The following is a 22,020-nucleotide window of genomic DNA, read 5'->3' as shown; positions in this document are numbered from 1 at the left end:
ACTTCCCAGCGACTGAATTGGTGTTATACCCAATGTGGGTGGCTAAGCCCTACACATGGGGTATATCTTAACTAATGATTAGTAATAATAGCCAGTATTGTGTAGGTATTCGCAGTTTTTATGTTCGCTTTATAGACACTACAATTACTAGCGTTGGCTAAAAATATGACCTCATATTTGCAAGGTGTTTCCATTAAGGTTTAAGTTTGTAGTTGCTACTCACCACGGCAAATAATGACGACATAACCAGTATGAATTAGTTTTTCACTCCGCAAATGCTGACCCAGTCTTCCCTGATTGTTGGTGGCTCCATTGTAAACCACTGGCTATAACATTCTGCTACGGCTTCAGCTTGCTCTTTGAGGATGCCTGAAAGCAGGATTTTACCACCAGTTTTGGTTAAAGAAGCTAACCGTTCTGCAAGGCTGATTAAAGGTCCTGCTAGGATATTCGCTAGCATAATGTCTACAGGCTGATCAGGTGCCTGTTCAGGTAAAAAGGTGTATAAACGGTTAGCTGCTATATTATTACGCTGGCCATTAGCAATCGTTGCTTCTAATGCTTGAGGGTCATTATCAATAGCAACCACATTGGCTGCACCCAGAATTAATGCAGCAATACCTAAGATCCCTGAGCCACAGCCATAGTCAATCACTTGTTGATTAGTGACTTCATTGTTACCTAGCCATTCTAAGCACAGCGCTGTGGTAGGGTGAGTGCCAGTGCCAAAGGCCAGGCCTGGGTCTAAAATTAAGTTAGCTGCATTAGGGTCAGGAATTTCTCGCCAGCTTGGGCAAACCCAGAGCCTTTTCCCAAATTGAATAGGATGGTAGTTATCCATCCACTCCCGTTCCCAATCCTTATCTTCAACTATTTCTACTTTGTAGTTGGGTAATGGTTGTGGGCTAAGTTCATTAGCTAAATATGCCAATACCAAGTCTATTTCTGTGTTTGCCTCAAACAAGCCAATGACCTGGGTATTATCCCAAAGTGGTGTTGTACCTAAGGCTGGCTCAAATACTGGTTGATCTTGGCCGTCTTGTAAGGTGACGGCGTTTGCACCAATTGCCAGAAGTAAATCTTCCAGTGTTTCGCTTTGGTCGCGGGTTGTATCCAGTTTGACTTGAATCCAGGGCATGAGGGGATAGTTTTTAATTTGAGTAATTATTGAAGGGAGGCGAGCTTAGCTAAGCTCGCCTCAATGACTATCTACTTAATGGGATAGCTTTTGTTCCAGATAATGAATGTTAACCCCACCTTTGGCGAAGTTAGCGTCTCTTACTAGCTCTGCATGCAGTGGTGCATTGGTACGAATACCATGAACAACCAACTCATCCAGTGCGTGACGCATTCTTGCCAGGGCGACTTCTCGGGTTTCGCCATAGCTAATGACTTTGGCAATGAGCGAGTCGTAATAAGGGGGGACTTTATAGCCACTGTATAAATGAGAGTCGACACGAATCCCAATACCGCCAGGGGCATGGAAGTGCTTGATCTCACCAGGTGATGGCATAAAGGTTTTGGGGTCTTCAGCATTGATTCGACACTCAATAGCATGACCTTTAATGGTGATATCTTCTTGCTTGATACTTAAAGGCTGACCACTGGCGATCAATAACTGCTCTTTAACAATATCAACGCCGGTCACCAACTCAGATACTGGATGTTCAACCTGAACCCGAGTATTCATCTCAATGAAGTAGAACTTGCCATCTTCGTATAAAAACTCAAAGGTGCCGGCACCACGATAACCAATTTCAATACAAGCATTCACGCAGCGCATGGCAATATCATTGCGCGCTTCTTCAGGAATTCCTGGGGCTGGTGCTTCTTCAATAACCTTTTGATGGCGACGTTGCAGCGAACAGTCTCGATCACCTAAGTGAATGGCATTCCCCTGGCCGTCAGCGAGTACCTGAACTTCTACGTGGCGTGGGTTTTCCAGAAATTTTTCCAGATATACCATTTCGTTGCCAAAAGCTGCTAAGGCTTCAGATTGAGTAACATTAATCGCGCTAAGTAAATGGGCTTCGCTGTGAACAACCCGCATACCACGACCACCACCACCACCGGATGCTTTGACAATAACGGGGTAGCCAATGTCTCGGGCAATGGCAAGTGAACGTTCTTTGTCACCCGTCAGCGGGCCATTTGAGCCTGGTACTGTGGGCACACCAGCTTTTTGCATAGCTTTGATGGCTGACACTTTGTCACCCATTAGTCGAATCACATCAGGTGAAGGGCCGATAAAGGTAAAGCCGCTGTTTTCAACTTGCTCTGCAAAGTCAGCATTTTCGGCTAAAAAACCATAACCAGGGTGGATAGCCACAGCATCAGTGACTTCTGCTGCGCTGATTAGGGCCGGAATATTTAAGTAGCTTTCAGTAGGGTTGTTAGGACCAATGCAAACGCTTTCATCTGCTAAGCGAACATGCATTAGTGATTCATCTGCTTTAGAGTGAACAGCAACGGTTTTAATGCCAATTTCTTTACAGGCTCGTAAAATCCGTAGTGCAATTTCCCCTCGGTTGGCAATGAGTACTTTCTCAAGCATGGTGGGTATCCTGCTACTGTCGGGTCGGTTTAAACGATGGTAAACAGCGGCTGATCAAACTCTACAGGTTGACCATTTTCCACCAGAATGGCTTCGATTGTGCCTGTTTTGTCAGCTTCGATCTGGTTCATCATTTTCATCGCTTCGACAATACACAAAACATCGCCAGCTTTGACATGTTGACCAACTTCAACAAAAGCAGGTGAGCTGGGAGAAGGTGCGCGATAAAAAGTACCTACCATCGGTGAGGCTACTTGATGACCTGTTGGCTTGGCTGCAGGTGCAGACTCTTCCTTTGTTTCGACTGGAGCCGCTGCTGCCGCAGTAATAGGTGCTGGAGCTGCTGGTGCAGCTACTGCATATTGAGCAGGAGCAATCATCGGTGAGTTAGCGTGCCGACTAATACGAACCGACTCTTCACCTTCTTTAATTTCCAGTTCATCAATACCAGATTCTTCTAGTAACTCGATCAGTTTTTTTACTTTTCTAATATCCATAGCGTCATCTCGGATAAATTGAACTTATTGTTGAAGCAAAAACAAAGCAGCAGTGTGCTGACATTTGTTGTGCTTTACTGGTTTTAAACTTTTTTGGTCTTAAATTTTGCAAAGGGCTAAAAATGCGGAGGGTATGCCTCTTTAGCCCTTAGTCTTCTAGATGTTTGATGGCTGCCTGTAGCGCAAGCGCATAGCCTTGAGTACCCAGCCCACAAATCACCCCAACAGCAACATCCGAAAAGTAAGAATGGTGCCGAAAAGGTTCACGTTGATAGACGTTAGAGAGGTGAACCTCGATAAAAGGAATCTCTACCCCTAATAATGCATCGCGCAGTGCCACGCTCGTATGCGTAAAAGCCGCAGGATTAAAAATAATAAAGTTAACCCCTTCACGCTTTGCGTCATGAATCCGTTCAATTAACTCGTACTCTGCATTACTTTGCAGTGTTTGTAGGTGATGACCATGATCAACAGCCTGAGTGGTCAGGGTTTGGTTGATATCGTCTAAAGTAGTTGAACCGTAAATAGCTGGTTCCCGAGTGCCTAATAAATTTAAATTAGGCCCGTGCAGCACTAAGATTGTTGCCATAAGTTAAGGCTCTCAACGTTTGAGCTGTCTCCGCTTGTACTACAAATCATGCCGACTGAGGTCATACTCAACTGCTGTCAGCAGTTGCCTTTGTTCGCTTGTGCTGACAGTAACGGGTAATGACAGAGTTAATGATCAAAAATGTAACGGCCGATTGTGCATAAAATGGCAGCTGCTGTCCACTATTTGCATGATTAAAGACTTTAAAAGCAAAGTCTCTAATATTGTATGCAAGATCGCGTAACTTTTTCCGTTTTTAGGGCTGAACTGGTAATTATAGAAGCAAATGCTCAAGCTTGCAGGAGTTAGCTGCGATTTAGCGTCGATCTTAAGTGATTTTCCAGGGAGTTAGCGGTTATCTCTCCCTGTACACGAAGATTTTCTAGCTCCTCACCGGTTCGGCTGAAGAAAAGCAGCGCTGGTGGGCCAAAAATTGAGTATTGTTTGAGCAGTTGTTGTTGGTCTTGATTGAAAGCGGTGATATCAAGCTTAATTAGTGAAAATTGGGTAAGAAGAGGCTTCACATTGTCTGCAGGAAGAACTTCTCTCTCTATAACTTTACAAGAAATACACCAGTCAGCGTAGAAATCAACCATGACTGGCTTTTGCTGATTTTTAGCCTTAGCTAGTGCCTGTTGTAACTCCTGGGTTGTGTAAATTTTAGTAAAACCCTGGTTGCTGTTGGCAGGGCTTGCGTTCACCTTACTGGCAAAAGAGAGGGGGCGAAGTGGGTCTTGCTGGCCTTGAGCGGCACCTATAATCAAGCAGACACCATAAACCATCATGACAATACCCAGAGACTGCCATAAGGCAGCCCAGCCTTTGGTTCTTTCAAACTGTAGCGCCCCCATATACACAGCACTACCAATTAATAACACAGCCCAAAGCACTAAGGTGACAGGGCCTGGTAGTACTCTTTCCAGCATCCACACTGCAACTGCTAGTAGCATTACGCCAAATACATTTTTCACGGCGTTCATCCAGGCACCTGCCTTGGGTAGTAAGCTGCCTGCACCTGCACCAATTAAAATCAGTGGAATACCCATCCCAATACTCAAACTAAACAGTGCAACACCACCAATCAGTGGGTCGCCCGTTTGGCTGATATAAGTTAACGCTGCTATTAACGGGGCTGAAACACAAGGAGAAACCATAACAGCTGATAGCATTCCCATAATAAATACCCCAGTGAAAGCACCTGCTGTTTGTTGTTCGCTCATGGCATGAACTTTTGCTTGTAGTGCTTGGGGTAGGCTTAAAGTGTATAAGCCAAACATGCTTAACGATAAAATGGCAAAGAAAATAGCAAATGGCACTAGCACCCATGCAGACTGAAGCTTTGCTGGCAAATTGAAGCTAATCCCTAGCGTGCCAACCAATACGCCAAGTAATGTATAGATTAAGCTCATTCCTGCTACATAAGTAATACTCAGCCACAGGCTTCTGCTTCGAGAGGTAGACTGCTTTTGCTGGCCAATGATCAGGCTGGATAGAATAGGCACCATGGGTAATACGCAAGGGGTAAAGCTTAGGGCAATGCCTCCAGCAATAAATGAAAAAATAATCAGAGCCCAGCTGCCAGAGGAAAGCAGAGAGAAAAGTTGAGATTTTTCTGAAGGCGGCACCGCAGTAACTTGTTTAGCGGAGGTATTAGCTGACCGAGACTCATTGGTTGTAGTTGATGCTTCTGCTGATGCAGTGTTTCCAGGGGTTAAAGCTAAATTAATAGTATGAGGTGGGTAACATAAGCCTGCATCCGCACAGCCTTGAAAAGTGACAGCCAATTCTGAAATAGCTTTGGTTTGGCTGAGGGGGATTTTTACTACGACATCTGCTGGGTAAACTTCCAGGTCTTTTTGTGCAAATTGGTCGAATTTAAATTCACCTTTAGGGTAGATCGGCTCTTTTAGGCTTACTCCATCAGTGAGTGACTGAAAGCGAAAGCGATCTTTGTAGAGGTAGTGTTCGGGGGTGACTTTGACAGTAATATGAGCTTCTTGATTAATCAGCTGGCCACTTATCTGGAAGGCTTCTTCAACAGGTAAAAATTCTGCATCACTAAGATAACTGGCAGGGTCGTCATTATTTCCAAATAAGTCATCAAGCCCGGCTTGTAAATTAACTGAAAAGAAGCAAAAAAAGATAAGAAAAAAGTGGGAAAGCCGATACATATCCAGGTTCTTCCAGTAGTTTTTTATGGGCTGATGATTTAACGACGTTTGACTAAGTTTTTATGTTGTGGTTCCGGTACAGGTATTCAGCAGTGCACTGCTCAAAAGTGCTACCTTCAATTTATCAGAGCGGCTAGCCAAAGAAAAACTTTCAGGCAAATATCAGCAAGCTCTAATTAGGGAAACAGAATAACATGGGATAAGAAACGAGTAGAAAAAATCTGATTAAACGATTAACTCTGTCTGGCTTGATAGACTTTTACGCAGTTTCGGCCACCATTTTTAGCCTCGTAAAGTGCCTTGTCTGCCTGTAATGACATCTCTTCACCATTACTTCCATCGAACATAGCCAAACCACAGCTAAAAGTAACTTGTAAGTCAGTAGGGTGGGCAGGTTGTTTCATTTGTGAAAAATGCTCTCGAATATCATCAAGTAAACCAACGGCAGCCTGCTGTCCAGTATTAGGCAAAATAATGGCAAACTCTTCGCCGCCATAGCGACCTATAGTATCGGTTTTTCTTAATCGCTGCTTCAAAAATAAAGCGAGACTTTTGATTACTCTATCGCCCATGGGGTGGCCATAAGTGTCATTGACGCTTTTGAATTTATCAATGTCAATCATAGCGAAGGCCAGCGGATGCTTATACTCTTCAGCCCGCATGACTTCAGTTTGCAGCTGCTGCAAAGTATAAGTGTGGTTGTATAAGCCAGTTAAACTATCGCGGATCATTCGAGACAGTAAGGTTCTTGCTCGCTCACCACGATTTCGTACGGTCATAATCAGGTGACGAGGCTTGATAGGTTTGGTTAAAAAATCATCGCCACCTTCACCCATCGCAACGAGTTGCTTATCAATATCTCCTTCTGCTGACAGGTAAATAATAGGAATACTGACGTACTTCTCCTGCTGTCTGATTACCTTGGATAGTTCCATGCCATTACAATCTGGCATGTACATGTCCATGATAATTAAGTCAGTCTCAAACTTTTCCAGAACATCCATCACTTCCAGGGGCTTAGTGACTACCTGGGTAATAATGCCGGCTTTATTTAAGGTGCTTTGAGTGAAGTAAGCTTGAGCTTTAGAGTCATCAACAATCAGTACACGATAAGGGTCGTTAAGTGTAATCCGGGTGAGTTGCTCAATCCGTTCTATTACATGGCCAGCCTCTAAACCGTGGGTATAAAACTCACAACCATTCGCTCGTGCTGCCTCTAAACGAGTAAGAATGTTGTCATCTTCATCACAATAAAACAGAATAGGGATCGGAGTTTCTATTTGAGCCTGGATATTGTTGACTAGCTCAATGCCTGCTCGTTTTTCTCCACCAAAGTCAACATCGATAACGATTACGGCGGGATAGCGGTTTTCAAAGCCCTTCATAAACTCATCGTGGGTGTGAAATACTTTAGCTCTTAAGCCAAAATACTCCATCTGCTTCAGTAGTTTGGTGGCCATGCTAAAGTGGTTAAGGCCTATATAAATGGGCTTGCTGGTAGGAATTGAGCCGATTTCAATGGATGTATCACCTTTGCGCAGGGCGGTGTAACTGAGCTTGATAATCAGGTCGTTGAGGTGGCGAATAACGTCGCTGTTAGGGGCTTTTTCTTCATTAAAGTCTTGTAAAACTTCGCTGATTTGCTTGGCAATATCAGAGTGAGCTTGTTGTTTAAAGCGCTCTGCATACTTCAGCAGTTTTTCGTTAGCTCGCTGAAACTCGGCTAACCACTGCTTTGACCAGTGTTCTTTATTAAGTCGATGCCAGCATTCAATAACCTGGCGGGCGCGGTTTGTTACGCGTTGGGCGAAATGATCCTTTAAACGTGCAGTTTGTGAGGTGGTTGATGGCTTTACTACAAGCTCAGTCATAATAAAATTGAAGGCCCTTTAGTGCATCTTACAAAATGGCGATTCCGTAGTGAGTAAGCAACATTGTTTACAGTAATTGGTTTTCTTGTAAGTTATAGGTTATAGCGAGGTTTGACTCAACTATTCACCTATTACTTAATACTCGACACAATTAACTAGCTTAAGTCATATAAAGCAACTGGATAATTATTACTATGCTGCATAACGTAGTACTTTTTTGGCTGTCAGCCCTCATGGCAGTTAATCTTGCTGGCTGTCAACCGTTGGTTGAATTTGCCGATGCTCAGCAAGCTGACAATAGTCAGCCTGAGAAAGAGCAAAGTCACCTTCAAACCCAAATAGCTTGGCTTTTACTAGAAGCAGAGGATGCCTTCAAGGAACGGCGTCTAACTACACCAGAAGGTGATAATGCCTTGAGCTATTATCGTGAAGTAATTCGCTTACAACCTGATAACGTTGAGGCAAATCAGGGAATTGAGCAAATAGTAGAGCAGTACGCTATATGGGCGCATCGGGCAGCTACACAGCAGCGCTGGGGAAAAGCTAAAGAGTACCTGGAAAAAGCCCAGCAAATTAAGCCTGATCACCCTAACTTACAAGAAATAGCGGATCTGATTAAGCAAGGCCAATCTAAGTAATCCCCCAATTACAAGCCTTACCTACTCCTCTTTGACTATGCTTATCTACAGTAGTGGCTTAAGACGCAAGCCACTACTTCTCTATGACAGCTAAGAGCCTAACTAACTGCCTTTATATAAAGCAGGTTAGGGGGAATAGGTGAAGTGAGTGGTAACGCTAGGAATAGCTGCAAGAACTAAGCATCAATTAGGACTCTTCCTCGCCATTGCCGGCTTGCTGAGCTTAACCTGGGCAAATGAGCTGAGTTTATCTCAGGCGCTTTTGCAACAGGTTCAAACAAGTTATGGCCAAACAGCTGTGAACCGTTTAAAGCAATGGCAACAATTAGTAGAAAAAAGCCAACACTTACCTGAACCTGAAAAACTCAAAACCGTTAATAAGTTTTTTAATCAATTAGGCTTTGTTAACGATATTGATCATTGGAAAAAAGAAGATTATTGGGCGACACCTGTTGAGTTTATGGCATCAGGAGCAGGTGATTGTGAAGACTTTTCTATAGCAAAATATTTCACCTTACGTTTGCTCGGTGTGGCTGATAAAAAAATGCGGATTACCTATGTTAAAGCATTAAGCCTTAATCAGGCCCATATGGTATTGAGTTACTTTCCTGAAGGTCAGCGAATTCCACTGGTATTAGATAATTTGGTAGGGGAAATAGTGCCTGCAACGCAGCGTAAAGATTTATTGCCCGTCTATAACTTTAATGGTGATGGGTTATGGCTTGCCAAGCAGCGTGGTGAGGGTAAGCGGGTAGGTAAATCGACACGCATTAGTTTGTGGGTAGAGCTGAGAGAAAGGATGCTTAAACAGCAACGAGGTGAAGAGTTGTAAATGGTGCTACATCCTATAAATAAGGAGCCCTGAAATGACGGTATTAAGGCTGTTACTGATATTTTTAACCCTGATTATTGTCGTGCTATTTTCAGCAAGCTTTTTGTTGAATGTTTATGATGCTCGCGCTTATTTACAAGAGCAGCTTGAGTCACATGCTCAGGATACGGCAACCTCGCTTGGCGTGTCGATTGCTGCGGTACAAAGTGATGATACGGCAATTATTGACTCGATGATCGATGCAATATTTGATCGCGGCTATTATCAGCAAATTATTTTTTCCGATAATAATGACAAGGTTTTAGTAAATAGTGAACAGCCAGTGAGGTTAGAAGGTATACCAAATTGGTTTGTTAATTGGATTAACTTGAATGCTCCTACGGCGACAACTGAAGTGAATCAGGGCTGGGTGGTGCTGGGTAAGTTGTCGGTTACTAGTCATCCTGGAATTGCTTATCGCAATTTGTGGCATAAAACCAAGTCAAACTTAGTGCTATTTGGGTTGGTAGCGGCAGCTTCCTGGTTGGCTCTGACATTATTATTAAAGTTAGTCCTGAAACCGCTTTCCCTATTAGAAAAGCAAGCCAAGGCTATTTGCGAAAAACAGTTTGAAGTACAACCACAGCTACCTAAAACTCGTGATTTAAGGCGCGTAGTTGAAGCGATGAATAGAATGGCTAAACGCTTGCAGCATTTATTTAGTGAGCAGGTTGAAATCATCGAACGGCTAAGAGACCAGTCTCACCGTGACCATATTACTGGGTTGCCAAATCGTCAGGCATTTGATAACCGAGTTAATGCCTGGATGGAGTCTGAGCATGGTGAGTCAGGTGGAGGATTAGTGTTGCTGCAAATAAGACACTTGGAGCAACTTAATTTAGAGCAAGGTCGAGAAGCTGGGGATGCACTTATTAAACAGGTAGCAGAACAGCTTACCGAAGTGTTTCATGGTTTTCCTGGGCATGTGCTTAGCAGGCGTAGCGGGGGGGACTTTGCTGTATTTATTCCGCGTATGTCAATGGAGTTACTACAAAATACAACAGAAACACTTTATCGCCAGTTGATTGGGCTCCAGTTGTTAGAAAGTATTCGGGCCCCTGATAGTTTGCATGTAGCTGCAGTGTTACGATTAAATCGTTGTGCTTTAGTGCAGCTATTAACGGATGCCGACATTAGTCTACGACAATTGCAGTCAAAAGGAGCTAGTGGTTGGTCTTGTAGTAAAGTAGAACCAGAGCAGGCTAGTTATATGGATTGGTCTGCCAGTAAATGGCATCAGCAGCTGAAAAGCATATTAGCTAATAAGTCTCTTATGCTTTATAGCCAGCAGATTTACGACAATAAACGACAGCTGTTGCAGCGAGAAGTACTGGCCAGAATTCAGCTGGAAAATGATATTATTTCAGCAGGCATATTTTTGCCTATGGCAGAGCGATTTGGTTTGGCAGAGGAGTTTGATAAATTAATTGTTGAGTTAGTTATTCAGCACGTGCAGCAACAGACTGCTGACTGCCCATATTGTGTTAATTTATCGCCTAGGTCATTGCAAAGCGAAGCGTTTAGTAATTGGTTACTTGATAAATTTGATCAGCATCGCTCTTTATTATCACAGTTGGTGTTTGAGGTGCCTGAATACTGTGTGCAACTGGCACTACCCATTATGCAACAACTAGCAACTAGGCTTAGTAAGCTGGGAGGAGCGTTTAGTATTGACCATTTTGGAGTAGGGGCCAATGCTTTTGCTTACTTGCAAAGCTTGTCAGTTCACTATCTTAAAGTCGACAGTAGTTATTTAAAGCAATTGTTGGATAGTAAAGACAACCAGTTTTTTATTCAGTCGCTGGTGCAAATTGCTCATAGCCGCGATATCACCATCCTGGCGGAAGGGGTTGAGGTAGAAGAGGTATGGCAGTTGTTGCTGAGTTTGGGAGTAGATGGCGGGCAGGGTTATTTATTGCATCGCCCAGAAGCTATTTAAATAACAGTGATAAGGATTATTCAAGTCAGGCTTTATCGTTATATAATCTAACGCTATCGCGCTAAGTATGGAAGAGAAGCCAATATGTCAATTGATTCGATAAAACTGAGTTTATTTCGATTTGTAGAAAAGGTGCCTTTAGCAAGAGGCAAAGTAATGAAAAGTGTTATAGGCATTGTGGCGGTACTAGCTATAGTTAGTTTTGCAATTGGTAGCTACTGGAGTATCGAGCCAGACGCCTTTAGTGTGAAGGAAAATGCCAAACAAAAAGCTGAAGCACTGCAGGTGGAAGTTGTGCCTGGTTTTACAACATCTGCTACTTTATCAACGGTTGCAAACACACTGTTAAATAAGTCAGGTGGCTACCTTTCTAATGATCTTATGATCCCTGGTGTCTTATTAGATAATATTCCAAGCTGGGAATTTGGTGTTTTAGTTCAAGTGCGTGATTTATCTAGAGCTATGCGGAAAAGTTTTAGTCGCTCACAGTCACAATCTGTAGAGGATAAATTGTTAGCTAAAGCAGAGCCTAAGTTTAGTTTTGATAATAAAAGTTTTATCTTGCCGAGTACAGAAAGTAAATATGAAGAAGGTGTTCAACTCTTAAATAACTATATTGAAAAGTTAGCTGATCCTAGTAAGCCAGATGCTCAGTTTTATACACGGGCAGATAATTTGAATGACTGGTTACGAGACGTGGAGAGTCGACTAGGTAGCTTGTCACAACGGTTAAGTGCTAGTGTTGGAAAAGAGCGGCTGAATCTAGACCTTGCTGGAGACCCGGATGCAGAACGGGCTACTTACCAGCAGTCTGAGCAATATGATAAAACACCTTGGCTAGAAATAGATAACGTATTTTATGAGGCCAGAGGAGCTGCTTGGGCATTGATTCATTTCTTAAAAGCAGTAGAAGTTGATTTTGCTGGTGTGTTGAATAAAAAGAATGCTTTGATTAGTTTGAAGCAAATAATTCGTGAGCTAGAGGCGACTCAGGAAACGGTGTGGAGTCCAATGGTGCTCAATGGAGGAGGGTTTGGTTTTTGGGCGAATCACTCACTAGTAATGGCATCCTATATATCAAGAGCTAACGCAGCAATTATTGATTTAAGAAAGCTGTTACAGAAAGGTTAGCCTGCATATTTCAGCAGATAAATGTAATTTACATTAAACTTTTATCTAAAAGCCGTGTCCAAACCACGGCTTTTTTGTTTGTTATTTTTACAAGGCTTGTAACGTATAACCAAAAAAAATTTTAACTCGCTGATTTGTATCGTGTTCTAGAACTGGTTTAAGAATTGCTTATTTACTGCTGCAAGTGTTTAAGGACTAGCGTTTCTAAAATAAGAGCCAAGTGTATAGGTTGTGGTTCATTTATAAAGGTATAAATCAACAAGCGTGTTCATAAAAAGTACCCATGAAAAGTGCCTATGATGAGTCTAGGTTAGCTGTTGTCGTGAGAAGCTATTTTAGTATGAAGCTGCTGCCGTATGGTTTCATAATTGAGAGCGGCTCATGTGGAAATAAAGCAATGGTTTTATATTTGAACTGCTAAAGTGAAGAATACGGAATAGTAAACCCAACTATTTATGACTCTCTTCACAGTATAGTGTATTTGATTATTTGAGATTTGGGTATAAACTGTCGTCTTTTTGGCTTGACGTAAGTCATTTAAACCAGCTGTCAAAGGCTGTTAAAACGAAAAACACCAATCCATGTTATTTTTACTAACGATTAGTACTGGCGTTCACGCGTATAATAATAGGGAAATGAACAAGTAGCAAATTAATTTGTTAATATTTACTTATGTCTCGGTATTCCCTAACAAAGGCTTGCAACGTCGGCTGTGAAGAATTAAAGCAATATTGCCGTAAAGCTAGATTCGTCACAACTTATTTAGAGGTGTAGAAAAATAGTATGAATACCCACAATGAAGGGTGTAACTAGGAGAGTAATAGTCGATGTTGAAATTAACTATTAAAAAGGGCCATGCCATTTGTATAGGGGATGATGTTCGTATAGAGTTTGAACCTGAGCACTATAAAGACAAAATTCATGTCAAAACCAAAATATTTGCTCCTGATGAGGTGCCGGTAAAGCGTTTAGAGATTTATGAAAACAGAGAAGAAATAGAGAAAGACTTAAATGATTATTTTAAGCGTGTTAAGAAAAATAAGCAGAAAAAGCAGTTGTTGAAAGGCAATAACTTTAAAAATAGTCAAATAAAAAGTTCTAGTTCACCTCAATTTGGAACATATCGAGCTAAACATACTTGCTTACCTGTTGTAGATCAAATAAATACCTCTGTTGAAAGCCCTGTAAGTGAGAATAAGAAACAGCCAAAAATTATCTTTAAAAAGAAGCGAATGTATAACCCTCTGAAAGCTACTAAAACAGTTCAGCCTCAGTTTGAAGTTGAAACAACAAGCAATTAATGGCCTTAGGCTTAGCTATCTAAATCCAGCTCAAGCAGTTCAGCAATTTTACCCGAAGATGGCTGGCTCTTTAAAAGTCTGAAGCTAATGGGGCGACTGAATTTGGCTGAGAGGGTTAATTGGTTTGGGCTGTCAACAAAACTTTTTAATGCATCAAGCCAGTCCTGTGCGTTATTTTTTGCAATTTGTTGAGACTCCCAAAGTGTTAATAGTTGTTGGTAGTGTGGTTCAGAAAGTAGCTCTATAATAGTAGAGTCTGGGGTTTTAACTTGGGACAGTTGGAACCACTGCTGAAATTTACGAATAAACCCTTGGTCTTGATAAGTGGCCTGTAGCTGCGTTAAGCGAACACTTTCCCAATCTGTCTGGCTGCTAAATAGGTTAGTAAGGCTGGGCTGTACACCATCCGTTTCGAGCAGTGATAATCTATCTAAGGATAGTTTAGCACTAATTTCACCTAATTGGTTGGCACTGGTTTTGAGGTTGAGGGTTAATAAATCATCTGGCTGATCATAAAGCCAATCTACCTGAAAATTAATGGGTAGTTTGTCATAGCCCATTGCAACCAACATATATACAAACTGATTGTCACCAATGGTTCTGTATAATTCAGCATCTTCAATTAGCTTGGCTTTATAACCAGTTATACTTAACTCGCCTTGTTGTAAATTAGCTAAGTCTTTAAAATGGGTAAAGCTGGTTTGAAGCGTTTCTGCCTCTAAATTAAATGCAGGCAAATTGCCCCATTTGCTTGTTCCACCTTGATGTTTTAATACTGGTTGGCTGAGAGTGATAATACCAGTAACAGGGTTTATTGAAATACCTTGGTAAGTTAGATATTGGTCTAGTTCTACCTCTATTAACGCATTTTCAAATTGCTGGACAGCATTAAATTGCAAATAAAACCAGCCTCCGGTGAGAATACCAATAATACAGCCAATAATTATTAGAACTCTGGTCATATATGCATGATCCCTTATTGCCACTCTGTCATTTGGTAACGCTCTAGCACCAACTGAGTTACATCGTTATATTCACGGCAGGCTTCTTGCTCACAAGCCTTTACTTTGTCGACAAATATTTGCGGAATTAAAAAGCCGTTGTTAGAAATTTTATTTGGGTTGCCTTTTACCTCTCCCCACACCAGGTACCAGCCTAACTGGTTAATCTGGCCCGTGTTGTGTAATTCAATAGGATAAGGCCAGTCAACAGTGGCAGGGTTGCCAAGATTATTGACTTTAACCAAAACAAAGGTTTTTAGTTTATTATGGGTATAGAAAAATTGAGCAGCTTGTAATAGTGGGTTATTAATCTGATCAACATCGTCGTATAAGTAAGTAAGCCGATCTGCTAGGGAAGCTTTTTTTAAGCGTTTTGTATCGATCTGGATACGATTTGCCAAAGAACCTTGTGATAGCGCAGTTTGCGTTGCCTGATTAATATTGCCTGCAACATAGTTTTTGATGGAGTCACTAGCAACCAGCCATTGCTCATTTTGTTTAGTAAATTGAGCGGTATAGAGCATATTGCTATCTATTTTTAACGGTAAGTCCAATTGATTCATTGCATAAAGCTTATAACTTTTAGTTGAATGGCTAATCGTTGCTGCTTTCCCGCTTATGGCGTGTTCAAACTGTTTAATTAATCGAGTATTTTGAAATAAAGACTTATTTTTAGTCAGGGCTATAATGGCTCCATTACTAAAACTCCAGCCCTGGCTGGTATGAAGTAAAACACCAATCAGTTGTGTGTCAAATACTGGTAGTTCACCAAGGTAAAAAGTTAATGCTTCTCTTTTATCTAATCGTGTACGATGAAGTAAAATCTTTTTATTAATAACAACGTTGTAATCAAAGTGGTAACCTAAATAAAAATTACCCTTCAGTTGTTCATAAACCCGGCCATCATAAAAACTAACATTAGCCACTCCCTGTCCATAGGCTAGGCGGTTTTCATCACATCCTAGTCCTTGAGGTTTAAGAACCAATAGTTTTTGTTCTCGAGGGTTATTTAAGTGATTAATTTTAAGCTTACAGCGCCAGTCATTAGTTGATATTTCAAAATCCTGGGCACCAGCTGAATACTTAATGCTCTGTTGTGAACTAGGCGGTTGCCAGTATGAAATAGCATTTTGCAAAGAAGGCTTTTCAGGTTTTTCAGTAGGCTGCCTTGTAGTGGCTAGTGAATTAACTTCAGGCTGTGGTGCTGTGGTAGACGATGTGGTGGTGTTATTCACTGCCTCAGGTGCAGACTTTAAAATTGCTACTTGCCAGGCTAACTGGTCTTTAGTGCTGGCTTTTGCGGTTAAGTGTAACTGGCCGTGCTTATCTTTACCTTTAATATCCAGTTGATGAGCCTGATCACATTCAGTAGGTAATACGGCACCTATTTTTTTTATAAAAGCCCCAATATTATTAGATTTAAAAATAGCTGGGTTTGCAGCTCTTAGCTCAATATTGACAACACGATGGCACCAGTTATCACCTTGATAAATAGCAAATACTTCAATACCAAATTTCTTTGAATAGGCGACACGCTTTTCAGTCGTTGCCAGTGATGTATTAACTGTCAGCGATAAGGCAGTTAATACAATGTAGCAAAGCCACTTCAGCGATGGCCGCAAAACCACTATGCTTGCAAATACTGCATTAAAAATCGACTTTGCTGCACTCATGACCTTTTGCAACACCCCTTTAAGATCAGATCAAAACAGACTGAAAACTGCTTGAGCTGGAACGTTCGTTTAATAAAACACAAAAACGTAGCGGAGCTACGTTTTGTATTTTTAATGAGGGCGGATGAAGGGAACAGAATATTAAAATACAGGTTGTTGGGTGAACTATCCTGATTTAAATAATTTCCCATGCACCATCAGCTCCTTTACAGGCGTTGAAGGTTTCTGTGGTTTCTTTTCCTTTGCTGGTTATTTTGTAATCCATATTTCTGCAGTCAGTTTGAGCAACGACTTTATCTTCTACTAGTTCAATTTCATCAAGGTTAACACTATCCAAGTCAATTGCGCCTGACTGATCTTTTTTAACTTGCTCCAGGGTAACTCCACCATCACGCATAGCGACTGCCTGGTATTCTGATGAGGTAGCAGCGCTGTGAGGTTTTAGAAAAGAACTGCTGACATAACCTAAGGTAATGTTATTTTTAGCCACTAAAATCCAGCCGCTTTTAGTGCGACCCACAGCAGTAATCACATCCCCAGAGTTAAGGCCACCGACTTTATTGCCAATTGTGCTGGGCATATTGCGAATATTCACGCTCTTGACTGCTTTATAGGGCTTGCCAATTAATGTCATATTGGCAACAGGCTCTACCCGCTTATCCCTAACAATTGAAACTGGGCGATTTTCAGAGCGGCTATTGGATGGAGTGATAGTTGCGGATGCGTCAGTTTTGCTACTCTTCCAGACAACGGGCTGGTTGTCTTTGGTCTGATTAAGCACATCTACTGAACGTTGTTGCAAGGCGATTCGATCTTGCTCATCAAGATGCGCACCAATACGGTTACCCACATAAGCACCAATGAGGGCACCAGTTAAAATGGCTATTTTTCGACCTTTGCCCTTGCCTACTTGTGAACCAGCTAAGGCCCCTGCAACACCGCCAATTGCAGTACCAAGAGACTCTTTATTGAGGTTTAAGTTCTCACAGCCAGAGCTGAATGCAAGGCTGGTGCAAATGGCGCATGCCAAAAGTGTTTTCTTCATGTCATGTTCCCTGTACTTCTCTCTATAAAGCAATTACCTGAGCCGAGACCAATAATAGCGGTAGTTTTACTTTGCTCCAAAGCATAACCCAAAAAATGTGCCAATTGATCTGCGATATGTGATTTTCCTCAAACCCATTATTATCTTAAGCCTAAATAATAATGGGCATTCAATGTACAGATAGCCTTATCTAAACATAGCTTGTTACTCAGGCCTTGACTGCTAACTTTAACCTGTGAATAACAATTATGCTATTAGCCAAATTGGCAATTGGTATTTACTGGTGAGTTGATCAAACTGCTTGAGTAAACGTTAATTTAAATAATAATTAATCAGCTAAATCGGTAGTAGCAGCGATTGTTGAATGTTAGGTCGTTGTTTTATCTGTGGCAATGATATTAGGGTGCAATTGATCCAACGGTATGGATAGGCCGTTGTCTGTTACTATGCGGGCATGGTAGCGTTTTAACTGTCTTGGCTCTTTAACTCCGCAAGAGTGAGCAATTACACCTACATAATGCGTCATGTTTCTTACATAGTTGGCGACACGAGTCGTTTTATCTATCACTACCAGTCCTTTTTGTAGCCTTGGGTTATGAGTCGTGATACCAGTGGGGCAAGTATTTTTATTGCATTGCAACGCTTGAATACAACCTAAGGCAAACATAAACCCTCTTGCAGAGGTAACAAAGTCTGCACCCAGGCATAACGCCCATGCTACATCGGCAGCATTAATTAATTTACCTGAAGCAATTACTTTGACACGATCCCTTAAACCATATTCGGATAGTTTATCGACAACCAGTGGCAGGCTTTCTTTTAAGGGTAATCCCATATAATCCATTAAGCTCATCGGGGCTGCACCAGTGCCACCATCAGCACTATCAATGGTAATAAAGTCTGGCGCAGTTTCGATGCCACGCTCATTGATTAGCGCAAATAGTTGGTCAAGCCAGCCATAAGCCCCAATAACAGCTTTAAAACCAACTGGCTTACCTGTTACTGAGCGGATGTGTTCAATCATATCAAGCAGGTCTGCTACTGATTTTATGTCTGGATGGCCATTGGGGCTAATTGAACTTTGGCCTTCTGGTATGCCGCGAATGGCGGCAATTTCTGCAGTCACTTTTACTGCGGGCAAAATACCACCTTTACCAGGTTTGGCGCCTTGGCTCATTTTTATTTCAATCATTTTTACTTGGCTATGGTCTGCGATGATTTTTAGTTTTTCATCACTTAAACTGCCATGCTCGTCCCTTACACCGTATTTAGCAGTGCCAATTTGAAATACTAAATCACAGCCGCTTTCTAGGTGGTAAGGTGATAGCCCTCCTTCGCCAGTATTCATCCAGCAGCCAGCCTGTTTAGCTCCGTGTGACAAGGCTTGTACAGCAGGTTTTGAGATAGCGCCATAACTCATTCCAGAAATATGGAAAATACCTGAGGTGATGTATGGCTGTTTACAGTAAGGGCCAATCGTAATGGGCTGAGGATCAACGGCATCGGCTTCTAGCGTAGGAAATGGACAGTTAACAAATAATACTGTTCCTGGCGGGTTTAAGTTGCGAGTTGAGCCAAATGCAATGGTGGAGTCCAGGTTTTTGGCTGAGCGATATACCCAGCTCCGTTGGGCCCGATTAAAGGGAAGTTCCTCTCGGTCCATGGCGAAAAAGTACTGACGAAAAAACTCACCTAAATGTTCAAAAAAATAGCGAAATCGGCCAATAATTGGGTAGTTACGGCGGATAGCGTGAGTCGTTTGAGTGACATCAATGATATAAAAAGTAACAGCTACAATGATCAAGGAGAGGATGGCGAGTAAAATGAGGCCAACAATCAAGTTGCTGCCTGTCATGAAAATTTCTTGCAAAGTGTCCATAGCTATCTCTCGATACAGCTCATCACCTATATTATGTCAGCTCAGGCGTTCGCGTGTTTAATTATAGTGGCTAGCAGATGGCGTGGTGTTAAGCAGGCTTGGTGCCTGTTAAAATTCACTAAATCCAACAGTAAAATTAATATATTTAACGGTTAGAGTATATCTTTTATGGCAAAACGAGATCCATCTGATAATAGTCGACTAGTGTATTCTACTGATCAAGGAAGAATCAAACCTACTGAAGCAGAGGAAACTATATCGGAGACTTTTGCTGATGGTATGGCCAGAGTACGCCGGGAGGTAAAAGGCAGAGGTGGTAAAACAGTTACCACTATCCAAGGTTTGCCCCTGACAGGAAATGACCTAAAAGCATTAGCAAAAAAGTTGAAGCAGCGTTGTGGTACAGGGGGAGCAGTGAAGCAGGGGGTGATTGAAATACAGGGTGATCATTGTGATACCCTGATAGCTGAGCTTAATAAATTAGGGTATCCAGCTAAACGAGGAGGGGGATAAGCACCCTGTGAATAAAATGGAGAAAAAAATACTCGTTGCCGATGATGATCCCCATATTCGTCAGGTTATTGTGTTTGCCTTACAGAAGGCTGGTATGTTGCCTATCGAAGCTAAGGATGGGCTGCAGGCCGTACAGTTGTTTGAACAACACCAGCCTAGTCTGATTATTTTAGATATCAATATGCCAGAGCTAGATGGACTGGAAGTGTGTAAAGCTATTAGAAAAAGCTCTGAAGTGCCTATTTTGTTTTTGTCATCACGGGATGATGAGGTAGATAAAATAATTGGCTTGGAAATAGGTGGTGATGACTATGTAACCAAGCCATTTAGCCCCAGAGAGTTGGTTGCCAGGGTAAATGTAATCCTAAAGCGAGTGCAGCCTGTTACTAATGAGCAACAGGCACCCCAACAGCCAGCAGAGGAATATGCAAAATTAACCCATGGTTTATTGGTGCTTGAGCCAGAAACACATCAAGTGTTTTGGGATGGCCAGCTGGTTAAACTAACAGCAATGGAATTTTCCATTATTCATTGTTTTATGCGGCGCCCAGAAAAAGTGTTTGATCGTGATAGTATTATGAATGTTGCCTACGATATGAACATCCACGTCAGTGGCCGTACAATCGATAGCCATATTCGGCATATCAGAAACAAATTTCAGCAGGCTGGTTGTGAATTAATTATCGAAACGGTTCATGGTGTCGGTTATCGACTAGCTAAAAAAGCATGTTAACAAACAACAAGCGATATCAAGGGAAGCTGCGTTTACGCACAGTGTTTCTTATAGTTAGTTTAGTTGTGCTGGTTTTACCCTTAGGCAGTATATTTTTCTTTAGAATTTATGAAAATGAGCTGGTCAGGCAAACGGAATTATCACTGATTTCTCAAGCTGCAGTAATTGCTGCCAGCTATAAACAGCAAGTGGCGAATCTGATCACAGCTAAATCGAATTATGGTGTAAAAATAAATAACGAGGCAAAACCAAAAATTGATAACTATTATACGCCTATTTATCCTCAAATTGATTTAGCTAAAAATAAATCACTCCCTTCCAGGCCCGATGGCATAACACCGCAAACCCCGGCGGATACAGTTGCCGTGCAGGCAGGAAAACTGTTAACAGTGGTATTGCTTGACTCTCAAAAAACGACCCTCACAGGCATTAGATTACTGGACTATCACGGTAACGTTATTGCTGGCCGTTCAGAGTTGGGGTTATCTTTTGCTCATATCAGCGAAATAAAAGCAGCCATGGAAGGGCATTATACTAGTGTCATCAGGCAGCGTATTTCTGATGAGCCACCACCAGCATTGGCCTCAATCAGTCGCGGTACTGGTATTAGGGTGTTTGTTGCCTTACCTGTCATTCATCGTGATCAGCTATGGGGGGTGGTCTATCTTTCCCGCACCCCTAAAAATATTTTAAAGCACTTATATGCTGAAAAAGACAAGGTGATTCTGGCTGGTGCTACCATCATTGTATTAACTTTTTTACTGGCACTTTTTACTTCTTATGCCATATCTCAACCCATTTACCGACTAATTCAAAAAACGGCTAGGGTATCTGAGGGTGACCAACAGTCAATGGAGCCATTAGAGCATCCTGTGACCAAAGAGCTGGAGTTATTGTCAAAAAGCTTTTCCAAAATGGCCAAATCGCTGCACCAGCGGTCGGAATATATTCGTGAATTTGCTGCTCATGTATCCCATGAATTAAAAACACCGCTTACCAGTATTCAAGGGGCAGCAGAATTACTCATCGACCATATTGATGAAATGGAAACCAATACTAAACAGCAGTTTTTGTCGAATATCCAGCAGGATACAGACAGACTGAAGCGTTTAGTGACTCGCTTGTTGGAGTTAGCCAGGGCTGATAGTCAGACCAGTGATAATGAAACCGCTGACTTAATGGTAGTCTTAAATAAACTGTCATCACGTTATCAAGAAACTGAGCTGCAGATTGCGCTACCGAAACATCACAGTTGTAGGATAACAATTACGGCTGATAACCTTGAAACAATCCTGATAAATTTATTTGATAATGCGAAACAACATGGAGCAACTAAGATTGACACCTATCTTAAAACGAGTGGACAACTGATTGAGTTAACAATTACAGACAATGGCAGTGGGATATCTCAAGCGAATAGCGACAAAATATTCACCCCTTTTTTCACCACAAGAAGAGAACAGAGTGGTACCGGGCTTGGTTTAAGTATTATCAAGTCGTTAATGGAAGCATGCCAAGGAAGTATTATCCTGGCTGATACTGAGATAGGTACCAGTTTTGTTTTGCAGTTCAGGCAGGCAGATCAATAAAGCTAAATATCTATGACAACTGGTG

18 protein-coding genes are annotated in these 22,020 nt (G+C 41.8%); 8 read left to right on the top strand and 10 right to left on the bottom strand.

Annotation, left to right across the window (positions count from 1 at the left end; translation table 11 throughout):
* Positions 1-256 precede the first annotated feature (256 nt).
* From prmA to ORQ98_RS04620, 6 genes are all read right to left on the bottom strand, one after another.
* Positions 257-1,138, bottom strand: coding sequence for a 50S ribosomal protein L11 methyltransferase (gene prmA / locus ORQ98_RS04645; protein WP_274687616.1), 882 nt, complete (start codon positions 1,136-1,138; stop codon positions 257-259).
* A gap of 75 nt (positions 1,139-1,213) precedes the next feature.
* Positions 1,214-2,554, bottom strand: a complete 1,341-nt coding sequence (gene accC, locus ORQ98_RS04640; protein WP_274687615.1) for an acetyl-CoA carboxylase biotin carboxylase subunit — start codon at positions 2,552-2,554, stop codon at positions 1,214-1,216.
* A 29-nt stretch (positions 2,555-2,583) separates the two neighbouring features.
* Positions 2,584-3,051, bottom strand: coding sequence for an acetyl-CoA carboxylase biotin carboxyl carrier protein (accB, locus tag ORQ98_RS04635; protein WP_274687614.1), 468 nt, complete (start codon positions 3,049-3,051; stop codon positions 2,584-2,586).
* A 148-nt stretch (positions 3,052-3,199) separates the two neighbouring features.
* Positions 3,200-3,640 (bottom strand): type II 3-dehydroquinate dehydratase, encoded by a 441-nt coding sequence (aroQ, locus tag ORQ98_RS04630; RefSeq protein ID WP_274687613.1) that lies wholly within the window; start codon positions 3,638-3,640, stop codon positions 3,200-3,202.
* A gap of 305 nt (positions 3,641-3,945) precedes the next feature.
* A complete protein-coding gene (gene dsbD, locus ORQ98_RS04625; protein ID WP_274687612.1) occupies positions 3,946-5,811 on the bottom strand; it encodes a protein-disulfide reductase DsbD in 1,866 nt (621 codons plus the stop codon).
* Positions 5,812-6,044: 233 nt separating this feature from the next.
* Positions 6,045-7,682 carry a GGDEF domain-containing response regulator gene (locus tag ORQ98_RS04620; protein WP_274687611.1) on the bottom strand — a complete coding sequence of 546 codons (1,638 nt, stop codon included), beginning with the start codon at positions 7,680-7,682 and terminating at the stop codon, positions 6,045-6,047.
* Positions 7,683-7,915: 233 nt separating this feature from the next.
* On the opposite strand from ORQ98_RS04620, the gene ORQ98_RS04615 reads away from it, so the two are divergent.
* From ORQ98_RS04615 to ORQ98_RS04595, 5 genes are all read left to right on the top strand, one after another.
* Entirely contained in the window at positions 7,916-8,320 is a 405-nt protein-coding gene (locus ORQ98_RS04615) for a hypothetical protein (RefSeq protein ID WP_274687610.1), read from the top strand.
* A gap of 148 nt (positions 8,321-8,468) precedes the next feature.
* Complete coding sequence (locus tag ORQ98_RS04610; protein WP_274687609.1) at positions 8,469-9,152, top strand: transglutaminase-like cysteine peptidase; 684 nt, start codon at positions 8,469-8,471, stop codon at positions 9,150-9,152.
* 34 nt (positions 9,153-9,186) lie between these two features.
* Complete coding sequence (locus tag ORQ98_RS04605) at positions 9,187-11,130, top strand: bifunctional diguanylate cyclase/phosphodiesterase (RefSeq protein ID WP_274687608.1); 1,944 nt, start codon at positions 9,187-9,189, stop codon at positions 11,128-11,130.
* An 84-nt stretch (positions 11,131-11,214) separates the two neighbouring features.
* Positions 11,215-12,261, top strand: coding sequence for a DUF2333 family protein (locus ORQ98_RS04600; RefSeq protein ID WP_425347663.1), 1,047 nt, complete (start codon positions 11,215-11,217; stop codon positions 12,259-12,261).
* A gap of 827 nt (positions 12,262-13,088) precedes the next feature.
* Positions 13,089-13,562 (top strand): carbon storage regulator, encoded by a 474-nt coding sequence (locus ORQ98_RS04595; RefSeq protein ID WP_274687607.1) that lies wholly within the window; start codon positions 13,089-13,091, stop codon positions 13,560-13,562.
* Positions 13,563-13,573: 11 nt separating this feature from the next.
* On the opposite strand, the gene ORQ98_RS04590 is transcribed toward ORQ98_RS04595, so the two are convergent.
* The 4 genes from ORQ98_RS04590 to ORQ98_RS04575 all read right to left on the bottom strand — a co-directional run bounded on the left by ORQ98_RS04590 (position 13,574) and on the right by ORQ98_RS04575 (position 19,160).
* On the bottom strand, positions 13,574-14,524 hold the full coding sequence (locus ORQ98_RS04590; protein WP_274687606.1) for a hypothetical protein: 951 nt from the start codon (positions 14,522-14,524) through the stop codon (positions 13,574-13,576).
* A 14-nt stretch (positions 14,525-14,538) separates the two neighbouring features.
* On the bottom strand, positions 14,539-16,236 hold the full coding sequence (locus tag ORQ98_RS04585; RefSeq protein ID WP_274687605.1) for a hypothetical protein: 1,698 nt from the start codon (positions 16,234-16,236) through the stop codon (positions 14,539-14,541).
* A gap of 175 nt (positions 16,237-16,411) precedes the next feature.
* Positions 16,412-17,281, bottom strand: coding sequence for a glycine zipper 2TM domain-containing protein (locus ORQ98_RS04580; protein WP_274687604.1), 870 nt, complete (start codon positions 17,279-17,281; stop codon positions 16,412-16,414).
* Positions 17,282-17,648: 367 nt separating this feature from the next.
* On the bottom strand, positions 17,649-19,160 hold the full coding sequence (locus ORQ98_RS04575) for an FMN-binding glutamate synthase family protein (RefSeq protein ID WP_274687603.1): 1,512 nt from the start codon (positions 19,158-19,160) through the stop codon (positions 17,649-17,651).
* A 168-nt stretch (positions 19,161-19,328) separates the two neighbouring features.
* On the opposite strand from ORQ98_RS04575, the gene ORQ98_RS04570 reads away from it, so the two are divergent.
* The 3 genes from ORQ98_RS04570 to ORQ98_RS04560 are packed head-to-tail and all read left to right on the top strand — an operon-like array spanning position 19,329 to position 21,995.
* Positions 19,329-19,673 (top strand): translation initiation factor, encoded by a 345-nt coding sequence (locus tag ORQ98_RS04570; RefSeq protein WP_274687602.1) that lies wholly within the window; start codon positions 19,329-19,331, stop codon positions 19,671-19,673.
* A gap of 16 nt (positions 19,674-19,689) precedes the next feature.
* Positions 19,690-20,406 (top strand): response regulator transcription factor, encoded by a 717-nt coding sequence (locus ORQ98_RS04565; protein ID WP_274687797.1) that lies wholly within the window; start codon positions 19,690-19,692, stop codon positions 20,404-20,406.
* Entirely contained in the window at positions 20,400-21,995 is a 1,596-nt protein-coding gene (locus tag ORQ98_RS04560) for a sensor histidine kinase (RefSeq protein ID WP_274687601.1), read from the top strand. Before ORQ98_RS04565 ends, ORQ98_RS04560 begins: the two co-directional genes overlap by 7 nt.
* Positions 21,996-22,020: the final 25 nt, after the last annotated feature.

Origin of the sequence: Spartinivicinus poritis (assembly GCF_028858535.1) — a bacterium.
Classification (GTDB): Bacteria; Pseudomonadota; Gammaproteobacteria; order Pseudomonadales; family Zooshikellaceae; genus Spartinivicinus; species Spartinivicinus poritis.
The sequence above is the reverse complement of the archived record's forward strand: the minus strand, read 5'-3'. Positions and strand labels throughout refer to the sequence as shown.